We start from the raw sequence: 13036 nt of genomic DNA on the forward strand, positions 1-13036 counted from the left end.
TCGGTCCTTTCTCGCCCGTACTTTCAACACAATCGTTGGGCTGAAGTTAGGACTTCTTGAGTTCGCCTTTTTCTTCCAGTTCTGTCAGGGTATCGATGAGCTTCAGCGATCCTTCTTCCATGTCAATAATAATCTTGTCGATCCGGGTGACAAAGAAGTTGTGAAAGAACTGGATGATAATAGCGACAATCAACCCAAACAAGGTTGTCAGCAACGCAACGGAAATACCACCAGCCACAATCGACGGTGAAATATCGTTGGCCTTTTCAATATCCTGGAATGCCAGAATCATTCCCCAGACCGTCCCGGTAAATCCGAGCATCGGGGCAATGGCAATAATCGTTGCCAGCCAGGTCAATCCCCGTTCTAGAAATGACATTTCAATACTACCGGCATTCTGAACGGCCTTTTCCACTTCCTCAATCCCCCGGTCAACACGGGACAGACCGGCGTGGAAAATCTCAGCCACTGGACCCGGCGTGTTTTCACAGACTTCTAATGCCTGCGGCACACCCTCTTCTTCCAATGCCTGGTGGACGTTTTGTAGGAGTTTTTTCGTATTGACGGAGGCTTTTGTCAGGGTAAAAAATCGTTCAAGAACCACCATCAGACCGATGACAAGTGCCGCCAGGATCGGCCACATGAAACCGCCGCCTTGATGAAAAAGATCAATTAACATTTGCTTACCTTCCTTCTGTTACAAATCACATGATTCAGAATTAAATTTTGCAGAAAATGTTATCCATTTTCCCGACAAATGTCAAGAATTAACACCTCTTTTGTCATGTGATTCAACGTTATTATTCCTGCCCAACTATAGCCAATTCGCGTGCCTGCGGAAAATGTTCAAGCGCCGTCTGGACCTGGTTATCCATGGTTAATCGAATCGCATAATATTGATCCTTTTCCCAGAGACTGGATGCAATTTCCGCCTTGATCAAATTCCGGATGTAGGGGAGGTCCTGCTCGAATTCTTCCTCGTCTATTTCCACATCCTTCTCAGCTATAAAATCTTTAATATCAGAAATATGCTCATCCGTCAACTGAAAATTCTGAGCAAAGTCAGAGAAATCCTCCTTGAGTTCCTGATGCTTCGCCGCATATGCCGATGCCCATTCGAAGAACACCCGCGACGGATGCTGAATAAGCTTTATGGTCGTTTTTGTAAGATCCAGATCATACTCGGCCGGGATATCCGGCGTAATTCCACCGCCTCCGTAAACAATCCGACCACTCTTGGTATGAAAAACCGGGCGGTCAGTGGTATCAATAGGCGCTCCCGAAGAATCTTCCGCGGCCATTTCGGTATCACTGTGCCGGGTAGCCACTTCCTCATAATAATCTTCCGTCCCGTTCTCGTACGGACGCTGAATTAACCGGCCACTCGGTGTATAGTACCGTGCAACCGTCACCCGAATGGCAGAACCGTCCCGCATAGGCCACTGTCGCTGGACAAGCCCCTTTCCAAAGCTGGTTTCGCCAACGATCAAGCCACGATCCAGATCCTGTAAGGCACCGGACACAATTTCGCTGGCGCTGGCAGAACCCCGGTTGAGTACCACGACCACCGGAAACCGATGATGCGTCGCCTTATCTGTGGAATAAAACTCCTCATTTGCCGAGGGGATCCGACCTTTCGTGTAGACGATCTTTTGACCGCCTTCGACGAATTTATCCACGATCTTAATCGCCTGATCCATGTACCCGCCGCTGTTGTTTCGAAGATCGATGACCAGCTGTTCCATTCCCTGGGATTCCAGTTTCTTCAGGGCATCTTCAAACTCAGTGGCTGTATTCTTGGCAAACCGGTTTAACCGAATATATCCGGTTTGTTCATGCCCGGGGACCATCACCGCAGCCAGTACGCTGGCGATGGGAATATCATCCCGGATAATCGTGAAATCCAGGCTGTCCGACCGGCCGGGACGCACCACAGTCACATTGACCTGCGTACCCTTTTTACCGCGCAGCTTATCAAACACTTCCTGCTGGGTGATGCCTTCCGCGGAGGTATCCTCAATGGCAACAATTTTATCACCGGCCTGAATGCCCACCTTATCCGCCGGAGCCCCGGGGATCGGCGAAATCACAGTGATATACTTATCAATAATGTCAAATTCGATCCCGATGCCCTGGAACTCCCCTTCAAACTGCTCGTTAATCCGGTCAATTCTTTTCTTCGGGATATACACCGAATGAGGATCCAATTCCTCCATCAGGCCGTTATACGCCCCGATCATCACCTCTTCCCAGGTCACATCTTCCACGTAATTGTCATTGACAATACTGACCATATCCGAGAAGACGTTCAACTTCTGAAACAAGTCGTTCGCAGAAGCGATCACCTGCTGCCCAGGCGAGGAGAGCAGGAACAATCCAATGATGGCGATAACAGCTCCGGTACCGGCAAAAAATTTCTTCATTTATTTCATTCCTTCATCACATTTTCAATTCGACACATATTTACAATTCAATTTTATCTACAATGTTCCTGGCTGATTCAAATGCCAAAATACAACATCCCTCTAAAGAATGGCGTCAGCAACGACATTGACTCCGCGCCGGCGATAGTGTGTTGTCCATTTAACTTCCATGCGTCTGCGCCCATGCCGGCAATTTGCAATCCGCCAGTCAGGCGGACACCGATCCAGCTGGAAAGCTGCCACTTCAGGCTGGCGATCGGCTGCCCAATCAGATAAATCGCGCTGACCATCGCTGATCGGAAACCTAATTCCGGGGGACCCGGCGTAAAATTCGACCCACCAAACGGCATCCATAGCCGTTCCCAGGTTAAATCATTCGATCGCTGGAGAATCGAATACGTAATCCGTCCGACACCACCACCGGCCCCGAGACCAATCTGGATATTGCGGTTGAGCTGCCACAAATATTCCACGTTCAGCACAGACTTTACAATCTTGACGGTCACCGATCGGGTTTGCTGGGTGGTCGCGTCAAAACCTGAGACGGATTTAGAGCCAAATAACGCAGTACCACTGAGGCGAACATGCTCGGTTATCTGACCGAACCCCTGCCCACCGTAAGTGATCATCGTGTTGTTGTTAAACCCCACAATGCCCAGATGATTGGCATAGACTCCGGTTCCCGTTGCATCTCCACCCTGATAATTCGGTATATTACTGAGCGCGATGACATCTTGTGGCCAGTCTGAGATCGGAAGGAACTCGAACGAACCGACAAACCCGATACCGCCTCCATAGAAGGGATTGGCGTCCGACGGGCCTTGCGCGTGAAGTTCTCCTGCAGATAACAGGATTAAGCACGAAATGATGACAAATAGTGAATTAGCTTTCAAGATTCAGCAGGTGGTTAAATTGTCATTAGGATTAATCAGATTACCTGTTGATGCTTTACGCCCCAATACCGCGTTCTAAAAATATAGAGAGCAGAACCCGCGGTTACAACTGAAATTTTACTCGAAGTGATCGGTCTTTTTCCCTTGATTTTCATGGGGGTAGGGAATAATTTCGGTTCACCTTTTTGTCCCGGTTGCACACGAAAATACACCGCACAAACAGCAGGCGATCCCCATATGAAAAATCCCGATTTTTACCAATCTCGCCCTCTGTCTTTTGGCGTAATTTTTTTTAGTGCACTTTTACTCCTGACTTCCCCGGTGCAAGGCGTAACAATTACCAAACATTTCCTGCCCGCAGCCACCGATATACCCAACCAGATAGAAATCGGATTGGACGCCAACTCAAACGGTATCACAGAAGTAGTAATCCTTCACGAAGCATTGCAGGGCCAACATGTGACCTGTTATGAACTTACCGAACCTCAAGCCACCAAAATATGGGAGTTTCGGCTGCCGCAAACCCTGCAAGGTGATGTGGTCGACATACAGAGCGCGGATACCGACGGAGATGGCAACCGGGAGATCCTTTGTCTGGCAAATGTTATTTCATCCGATGGGGCACCGGATAATATCCCCTGGCTCTTCGCATTTGAGTGGAATGGTAATACCTTTGCAGAGACAGGCACCTCCCGATGGAGCTATCAGGTATCCCCTGGAATGAACCTGCGTCCCAAAAACTTTTGCGTATCGGATTTTGATAACGACTCCAAGCAGGAGCTGGCCGTAATCTTTGGGAGCCCGGAGCGGATCGGTTTAATCGTCCAGCGGGAAGGAACCCTGCAGAGTGGTGCCTGGACGCCGGAATTTCAATTTCCCGTGCCTGGCAACGGACAAAGCGGATTTGATGTACATCTCACTGCTGCCGATTTAACCGCTGACGGAGTTGATGAACTTCTGCTATACTCCACAAATGTTGATGCCCAGGTAAGCGTATATTCCTACATCGACGCCAATCGGTATGCTCCGGTGACCACAATCCCGTTTCCTCCGATGATGAGTAGCACCGAAGCCTTCCCTTTACTGGCAGCCACTGATATGGACGGAAACGGATATAACGACATTCTGCTCGGTACACAATCCGGGACTTTACATCGTCTGTCGAGAAGTACACCACAGCAGGAAATTTTCCAGTTTAATCCACAGGTGCTTTCCCGGACCGGATCCCAGCTTTCAACGCTGCAAGCCATCGATGGAAAGGTCATTTTCACCCGGGAGGGGTCAGATGTGGTCAGCCAGGGCACAATATCCGATGGTCAGTTCGAAACGATTCAGCTGCAGCCCGACAAATTCGCGGGTTACCAATTTTCTGCAAGCGCCTCTGCAAATTCGAGCCCCACGATGGTATTAGCCGGCTCTGCCGCAGGATCGGCACCCGCCCTGTTTTCTCTCCAGTGGGAACGCAGCACTCCTTCTCTGGCAGAAAAAGCAGATATGAATGCCACAACTCAAACCCGAACTCCGGATCAGGTGGCCTATATCGGAAAGTGGTATGTCTATCCAATCGACTTCGACATCCTCTCTGTCGACAATCTGAACATCGAATTTGCGAAAGCGCCGAAGGGTATGCGATATAATCATCAGGCCAGCCGACTGGAGTGGACGCCCCAGTCTTCACAAAAGGGATTTCATCAGGTCGAGATCAACATTCGCAGCGCACAATATGAACACTCGGAACAGTTTGTTGTGCTTGCCAAGGAGGATCCTCCGTCAATTTCATCTGATCCTGTGACTATCGTGACTGCAGGTGAGCCGTGGGAATATCAGGTGACCGTTGCAAATAGCAGCGCATACGAGACCCTGAAATATTCTCTGCTGGATGCGCCGGACAATATGACCATTAATTCTCAGGGATGGCTCTACTGGGTTCCATCTGTCGGTCAGGTAAACGATCAACAGGTGACCGTAGCGGTAAGCGACGGGTATGACATCGACACCCAAACTTTTGCGGTGTACGTGAATGCGCCCCCCTCATTTCTCTCTCAACCCGGTACCACAACCTCAATTAACGAGGAATATACGTATAATATCCAGACAGGTGACCGCAACGAGGATTCCAGGGTGAGCATTTCACTGCGTCAAGGTCCGGAAGGCATGTCCTTAACCGATCGACAGCTCTCCTGGATACCGACCGGAGATCAGGTCGGAAATTTCACGGTGATGCTTGAGCTCACTGATAACTATATCGCCACAGCCCAGCGATGGACGCTGTTTGTAAATGCTCCACCAAAGATTACCTCCACTCCGCCGGATTCTCTCCCGTATGATCAGGAATACCGATACCAGGTCGATGTCAGTGATCCAAATGCGGAGCAGGGCCTGAGCTACTCGCTGGTACATGCTCCGCAGGGCATGACCATTGACAATAACGGTCTGGTGACCTGGAGGCCGGGCAAAGGATCTATCAACCGGCAGACATTCACCTGTCGGGTCTCGGATGGATACGCCGAAGATACACAGACCGGTGAAGTCTTTATCAATGTGCCGCCGGAATTCGTGAGTGAACCGGAACGGGTGGCGGTGAGCGAACTCCGGTACACGTATGCACTCCAGGGCGAAGACGCCAACGGAGACGCCATCACCTTCAGCAGTATTCAGTTGCCAAAGTACGCTTCCCTGGATACATCCATCAACACCCTCTCGTGGAAACCCACTATGGGCCAGATTGGGGAGCAGCGCTTCCGGCTTCAGGTGACCGACGCTCACGGGGCGACCACAATCCAGGAATTTAATGTCCGCGTGTACGAAAATCCCGGAACCAAGCCGCTGGTCTTCTCCGGATACTACATCCTGATTGCGCTTGTTGGCGGGCTGTTCGTACTGACGACTACGCTGTAACCGTACAGTATATTTTCACGAAATTCACACTCTGTATACTCGATACTAAAATAATTATTTAACAGAAATAAGCTACCGACTGTCGATGACCGCTATCAGCGTCGCCGACAGTTAAGGTGACTTACAGACTTATAATGGTGCCTCGCAATAAGATTGCGAGGCTTAAATTCGACACCCTCATTCCAAGGCGAACAACAACCAACTCTTTCGAAAACCGTAACACGAGAGCTTTGAAATTATCCCAGTAATTTTTCCGAGAGATACCTCTTCAGATGCAGTGGTGAACTCTACAATGCTGCTATCACACTTTCATATAAAGACGGCGATATCTGATATTCCACCGAGAGATAGTAGACCGGGTTCTCGGCGAGCAAAGTTTTATCCCACTTGACAAAATCTTTGGCAGTCATCACCAGCATGTCGGCACCGTGTTTTTGCATCTGTGTCAACAGGTCCCGCTGCTCTTTCAGCGTATAATAGTGATGATCAGGATACCGTCGAAATGTCTTTAAAACCAGCGGTAATTGCCGGAGGGCGCGCTGGAATTTTTCCGGGTATCCAATCCCTGCGATAGCGAATACCGGCGAAGCGAATTCGAATTCTGACAGCGGCAACGATTCTCCGCGAACCGGATTCTTCAGAGTACTACTGGTTAATTTTTTCCCATGGAACAGGTGGGCGTCGGTGTATTTGTGCAAGATCTTCTCATGAGAGTCCTCCTTTTTATTCTCTTCCGCAATAAGGACATGTGTTGCGCGGTCCAATCCGCTCCAGGGCTCCCGTAACCGTCCCGCGGGGATAACAGATTCTTTGGTCACAAGATCTTCCGCCGGGACAATAACGATATCTATATCTCTGGCTAGTGAGCGATGTTGAAATCCGTCATCCATCAGGATTATATCCACATCAAATTTCCGCATAAGAGTGGTTGCCCCCTGTACGCGGTCCGCATTCACTACCACCCGTAATTCCGGCGCAAGCAGACTTAGCATATACGGCTCATCGCCGGCCTCCCGGACAGAAACTACAGGCCCCTCCCCACGGGATACAATGACCTGGCCACTCGATTGTCGCTTATAACCCCGACTGACAACACCGACTGTATACTTATCACGAAGAAAATTGTTGGCCAGGTGTTCGACTAACGGTGTTTTCCCTGTGCCGCCGGCATTCAGGTTTCCCACGCTGATGACTGGCACATCAACCTGCTGCTGCCGAAAAACCCCCCTGTCGAACGCCAGATTACGAAGGCGCATCGCCCCACCGTACAACCATCCTAGCGGCGCCAGGAGTCCACGCATCACTCGGCTCCGAACCGGCGATCTTCTTCGGTTTGCAGTGTGTTGAGACGCGTTTCTATCTCTTCCAGCATGGATTTCACCGGGTTAGTCCCGCTAAAATCCTCAGGATAGATCGGTTCGCCGAAAACAACCCGGTTCCGACCGAACGGCAGCGGAAGGTAAAAGCTATCCCAGCTGGATTTTATCACTTTTTTCCGTGTAGAATTTGCAGCTACCGGCACCACAACCGAACCCGTTTTATGTGCGATAACACCGACGCCGGGCTTTACCTCACGATACGGACCAATGGGACCGTCGCAGGTTATACCCAATACGCTGCCCGGCCGATTCATAATTTCCAGAGAACGGCTCATGGCTTCCTTTCCCCGGTCCCGACTCGATCCGCGCACCAGGTAAAATCCAAGGCGATTCAGTACCCGGGCGATCATCTCCGCGTCCCGGTGATAGCCGACCATCGCATAAATGCCCCGGTTCCGGAGATTATAAATAATGGGGAGCATCTGCCCGTGCCAGATGGCCAGGACAACATTTCGTCCACTCTCCAATGGCTCGGTGAAGTTCGATTCATTAATCAGTTTATTCCGGGACAGGGTAAACAGACTCCGGATAAGTAAACCGCCAAGGGTAACTCCCGCATAAAACTTGGTCTGTTTCCAGAGGGACTTCGCCATAGTTACGCACCTTCGTCTGGTTCAATTTCTCCGATGATAGATTCAGCCACACGTCTGCCGGCGCCCGGATCGCCCAATTTGTCACGTATATTTCCCAGCGATGTTTGCACTTTCTCCAGATATTCCGAATCGTTCAGGTATCGCACAACTTCACCAGAGATGTTGTCCGCATTCACATCGTTTTGCAGCAGTTCCGGCACCACCTGCTCCCCGGCCACGATATTCGCCAGCCCGATGTACGGCATATCCACCAGCAGGTTACCCATCCACCAGGTTAACGTACTCGTTCGGTAGATAATGACCATGGGTGTGCCGAAGTACGCCACCTCCAGCGTCGCCGATCCCGAGGAAGTCACTACCACATCGCTGTACTGCATCACCTCGTAGGTGTGATCCCGTACCAGATGGACATCGTCGGGAATATCGTACTTCGCGAAGACGGAATCGTCCAGATCCGGGGCCACCGCCAGCAGAAACTGAAGCGGTTTCTGGTACTCTCTTCTGATATTCGAAAGTGCCTCCAGCATCGGATCCAAATGCCGTTCTATTTCCTGTCCCCGGCTGCCGGGGAGCAGTCCGATGGTAGTGGTCTCGGTCAAGCACCCGTATCTCCGGAAAAAGGCATCCCTGTCCTGTAATTCCTTCACTTCTTCCACCAGCGGATGGCCGACAAACTCCACCGGCACATCGTGTTCCCGATACAGGTCTTCCTCGAACGGGAAAATGACGTACATCCGATCTACCAGTTTCTTCATCTTTTTAAGCCGACCTTTGCCCCAGGCCCATACCTGCGGGGAAATATAATAGTACACAGGCACATCGCGTTTTTTCATCCGCCTGGCGAACCGAAGGTTGAATCCGGGATAATCAATAAGCACGACTGCTTTCGGATCGTGCTCATCCACCCAATTTTCGAGCCGCTTCATCACCCGCCAGATAAACGGGAGGTGCTTCACCACCTCGGCGAACCCCATAAACGACATTTCCCGGACGTGATACAGCAATTCCATCCCCTCGGATGCCATCCTGTTCCCGCCGATACCGCTAATCGAGATCTCCGGCCGGGCCTTCCGCAATCCGCGAACCAGTCCGGCTCCGTGGGTATCCCCTGAGGTTTCACCCGCGATGATTAAGATCTTTTTCAAAAGTTGTATTCGATTATTTGAGCATTCATATGTTCAAGTAACGACTTAGTGAAATTTTTTCCTAATCTTAATCATACTCCTAATCTTAATCCGTTTTTCAGAGTATTCAGAAAACAAAAAACGGGAACACAATGTATGAAAATTTTGCTATCCCGTATTATTCATAAAATAGGGGATAATTTTTATAACACACCAAAAAATAGTAGGTTAAATTGTTTGAATTCCTTACAGATGATTCTTCAGTAGAGACGTGCCATATCACGTCTCTACACCATTGAAAATATTGATCTTATAACCCATCGAATCCGTCCAGTTATTCCGATTTATGAATTATGCAGGATAGGTATATATTTAAAGAGGGTAAAATATCCTTTATAACCATTGGCTTCCTACATCCGGAACCAGAACCACTTTGCTGCAATCAGAATCAGAGCAACGCCGATATTGATGAGGGTACTTTTTTCCGGTTTAAGCGCCTTTCGAAACGTCCGGCGTTCCACCGCTGCGTGCTCTGGCTTCCGCCAGGGGGTGAGCCGGGGAATCATCCGGGGAACGTTGGCCCGATAGTCCGCATATTGCTCGCCGAAAATACCTTCCAGGGTGTCTTCTTCAAGGGTGATGATTTGTGAATACTGCCACATGAAAAACCCGATAGCTACCACCAGCAGCTGCCACATCCACGGGCCACCGGCGATACACACCACGCCAATGTAAATAAGCATATTTCCGAGATAGAGCGGATTCCTGAGATAGCCGTACGGGCCTGCCGTGACCAGCGAGCTGGCGCCGACATTCCGCGTTCGGGTGGCGCCGCCGGCATACAAAATCGCCCAGAACCGGATACTTTCTCCAAAGATCAAAAACGCCAGACCAACCAGCGCCCATTGCAGCATCGGGTCTGCCTGATACAGCATAACCAAAATGAGTGGAATGGGCGTATAGCTTCGATATTTAAAGAAAAATGACGGGAGTCTCATGATTGTAACACCGAATATTCTTTCACCTTTTCCTGGATCAACTGTGCCACTTCCAGTGCACGAACCCCATCTTCGCCGGAAACGACCGGTCGCTCTCCGTTTTCTACAGCGTGGATGAACGACTTCAGTTCCTCCTTCAGCGCATTCGTCTCCTCAATCTTCGGCTGTTCGTAGATGATCTGCTTCTTCTGTCCGTCGTGCTCCAGTTCGCCGAGAATCAGCGGGATATTCGGTGATTCCTCCTCTCCGGTATCCCGGAGCCGGTAAATTTCCGTGGTGCCCTGTTGAAAATCGATGGAGATATAGGCTGCCCGCTGGAAGATTCGCAGCTTGCGCATTGCCTTCTGGGAGATCCGGCTGGCGGTAATGTTGGCCACGCACCCGTTTTCGAACGTTAGCCGGGCGTTGGCAATATCAACGGAATTGGTAATCACCGGGACACCCGATGCCTCCACGCTCTTCACCGGACTCTTCACCAGCGAGAGAATGATGTCGATGTCGTGGATCATCAGATCCAGGATGACGGCCACTTCCGTCCCCCGCTGCTGAAACTGCGCCAGGCGGTGGGATTCGATGAATCTCGGCTCCAGCGACGTGGCTCCCAGCGAAGTGATAGCCGGATTAAACCGCTCGATATGTCCAATTTGAAAGGTGATGTTGTTATCTTTAGCCAGCGCAACGAGTTCTCTGGCCTGGTTCACTGTTTCGGTGATGGGCTTTTCCAGGAAGACGTGCTTGCCGGATTCAAGCGCCTGCTTCGCCATGGCATAATGAACATCCGTTGGTACAACCAAATCGACGGCATCAACTTCCCGGAGCATCGCGTCAAAGGAGTCAAAAACCCGGATCCCCTTCTCACGTTCGCGCTTCTGCACCTCGGGATCCGTATCATAGCACCCGACCAGTTCCAGGTCCTCAATCTCCCGACTTAGCCGAAGGTGATGTTTCCCCAGGTGGCCGATGCCAGCTATTCCTAATCGTAACATGCGGGAATTTAAGAAGTTGATACAGACCGTCCAACGAATTTATCCAGAATAATACTGGACCACAATAACACACTAAAAAACTGTCGGCGACGCTGAGAGCGATCACCGACAGGGAAAACAGGTACCGGTACCTGAACACTTTAACACACGAACACTCTAGCACTGTCTTTATTCCTTGCATCCCATTAGTCTGCCGGTGAAATTACTGCCTTTTCAAGGGAGAACAGAATTATTATGGGCAAAAAATTGAACTCCAATTTGTTTTTCGCGATTACAGTTTCACTGTTGGTTTTTTTTCCTGGGACTGGATCCGCACAAACCGTAGAGACCGCATTTATTCACTGGAATGATTTTCACGCGTATAATCAGTACAAGGTGACCTCCGACGGCGATACCGTTGGCGGGTACGCATATCTCGCGGCGTACCGGGATTCGCTGGAGGCGCTCCATCCTGGAAATTCCTTCTCGCTTCACGCCGGTGACGATTTTCAGGGGACCCCTATCTCCACTTTTACGAAGGGCGCCTCGCAGATTCAAATTCTCAACCTGGTGCAGCCGGAGGCATTTGTGCTCGGTAACCACGAGTTCGACTACGGCCGGCAAAACCTGGATTCACTGCTCCGGATCGCAGCATTTCCCACCCTCGCGGCGAATCTTCTGGATATCCGTACCGGAAAAACCTTCGCACCGCCTACAACCATGCTCCGGGGAAAATCCGCCCAGATCGGTGTTATCGGACTTGTCCCACCCAATTTGTATGGACTCACCCTCCCGGAAAATGTGGAAGATCTGAAGGTCCTTGACCAGACAGCCGTCGTGAAAGAATATGTGAAGTCCCTGGAATCGCAGGTTGATCTCACCGTGGTGCTCAGCCATATGGGCTTTTCCAAAGATTCACTGCTGGCGACATCGCTGGGATCAAACACCACGGTGGATCTCATCGTTGGCGGACATTCGCATACTACGCTCAGGCATCCCAGAGAAGTGAACGGCATCCCCATCCTGCAGGCCGGCGATCACGGTCAGTATCTCGGCCATGCCGTCACGAACATCGACACGGTGAAAAATCGTATCGTTTCTCTTAATTACGAATTAATTCCCATTGATCGCTCCGGAGTTGTCCCCAATCCGGCAGTACAGTCACTGGTGGATTCTTTTACTACAGAGGCGAAGGAGGAACTAGATGAGGTCATTGCCACGCTGAAAACGCCGTGGAAACGTGAGTACGACGCAGAGAGCAACATCGGAAACTGGCAGGCGGACGTGATGCGGGATTATGCCGATGCCGACATCGCGTTCCAGAACTCCGGTGGCATCCGCAAGGATCTCCCGGCCGGACCGGTGAAAGTCCGGGACATCTGGGAAATCAACCCGTTTGGGAATCATTTCGTCCGGTTTGAAGTCACCGGTGCGGATTTACAAACAATTTTGAAGCACCAAATAACCGACCCCAAAGAATTTCTGCAACTTTCGGGACTCCAATACACCTGGGATAAATCCGAACGACGGTTTACCAGGGCGCTTGTCGATAGAAAAAATATCGATGAAACCGTCAATTATTCTATTGTCACCAACAATTACGTGTTCAGCCATTTCGAGGATTTCTTTGGTTTTCCTCAATCCACAATTTCTGCGGTCAAACACCTCCCGGATATCGACCGGGACGTTTTTCTGCGCGCGGCAGCCAGGCAGGATACTATCGATTCCCGCGTCCAAATTCGCGCCGAGATAGTGAAGTAGTC

Annotated in this window: 10 protein-coding genes; 2 read left to right on the forward strand and 8 right to left on the reverse strand. The window is 50.5% G+C overall.

All coding sequences use genetic code 11. From position 1 onward, the window contains the following. Positions 1–46 precede the first annotated feature (46 nt). From K9N57_06475 to K9N57_06485, 3 genes are all read right to left on the reverse strand, one after another. Positions 47–679 carry a MotA/TolQ/ExbB proton channel family protein gene (locus K9N57_06475; protein ID MCF7803816.1) on the reverse strand — a complete coding sequence of 211 codons (633 nt, stop codon included), beginning with the start codon at positions 677–679 and terminating at the stop codon, positions 47–49. Positions 680–800: 121 nt separating this feature from the next. Then, positions 801–2423: a S41 family peptidase gene (locus tag K9N57_06480; GenBank protein ID MCF7803817.1), complete on the reverse strand. Its 1623-nt coding sequence runs from the start codon at positions 2421–2423 to the stop codon at positions 801–803. A 77-nt stretch (positions 2424–2500) separates the two neighbouring features. Then, on the reverse strand, positions 2501–3316 hold the full coding sequence (locus K9N57_06485) for a hypothetical protein (GenBank protein ID MCF7803818.1): 816 nt from the start codon (positions 3314–3316) through the stop codon (positions 2501–2503). Between the two features lie 321 nt (positions 3317–3637). Here K9N57_06485 and K9N57_06490 point away from each other — a divergent pair, with 321 nt between their 5' ends. Beyond that, positions 3638–6214, forward strand: coding sequence for an Ig domain-containing protein (locus K9N57_06490; GenBank protein ID MCF7803819.1), 2577 nt, complete (start codon positions 3638–3640; stop codon positions 6212–6214). Positions 6215–6501: 287 nt separating this feature from the next. On the opposite strand, the gene lpxK is transcribed toward K9N57_06490, so the two are convergent. The 5 genes from lpxK to K9N57_06515 form a co-directional block, all read right to left on the reverse strand. Beyond that, on the reverse strand, positions 6502–7518 hold the full coding sequence (gene lpxK / locus K9N57_06495) for a tetraacyldisaccharide 4'-kinase (protein ID MCF7803820.1): 1017 nt from the start codon (positions 7516–7518) through the stop codon (positions 6502–6504). After that, positions 7515–8186, reverse strand: coding sequence for a lysophospholipid acyltransferase family protein (locus K9N57_06500; protein ID MCF7803821.1), 672 nt, complete (start codon positions 8184–8186; stop codon positions 7515–7517). Before K9N57_06500 ends, lpxK begins: the two co-directional genes overlap by 4 nt. Before the next feature lie 2 nt (positions 8187–8188). Beyond that, on the reverse strand, positions 8189–9331 hold the full coding sequence (gene lpxB / locus K9N57_06505) for a lipid-A-disaccharide synthase (GenBank protein ID MCF7803822.1): 1143 nt from the start codon (positions 9329–9331) through the stop codon (positions 8189–8191). Between the two features lie 389 nt (positions 9332–9720). Beyond that, on the reverse strand, positions 9721–10308 hold the full coding sequence (locus tag K9N57_06510; GenBank protein ID MCF7803823.1) for an isoprenylcysteine carboxylmethyltransferase family protein: 588 nt from the start codon (positions 10306–10308) through the stop codon (positions 9721–9723). Beyond that, positions 10305–11294, reverse strand: a complete 990-nt coding sequence (locus tag K9N57_06515) for a Gfo/Idh/MocA family oxidoreductase (protein ID MCF7803824.1) — start codon at positions 11292–11294, stop codon at positions 10305–10307. Before K9N57_06515 ends, K9N57_06510 begins: the two co-directional genes overlap by 4 nt. A gap of 234 nt (positions 11295–11528) precedes the next feature. On the opposite strand from K9N57_06515, the gene K9N57_06520 reads away from it, so the two are divergent. Then, the gene (locus K9N57_06520; protein ID MCF7803825.1) at positions 11529–13034 is read left to right on the forward strand and encodes a bifunctional metallophosphatase/5'-nucleotidase; all 1506 of its coding nucleotides are present in this window, start codon (positions 11529–11531) and stop codon (positions 13032–13034) included. The last annotated feature ends 2 nt before the right edge of the window (positions 13035–13036 follow it).

The sequence above is a fragment of the Candidatus Neomarinimicrobiota bacterium genome (genome assembly GCA_021734025.1).
GTDB lineage: Bacteria > Fidelibacterota > JAANXI01 > JAANXI01 > JAANXI01 > JAANXI01.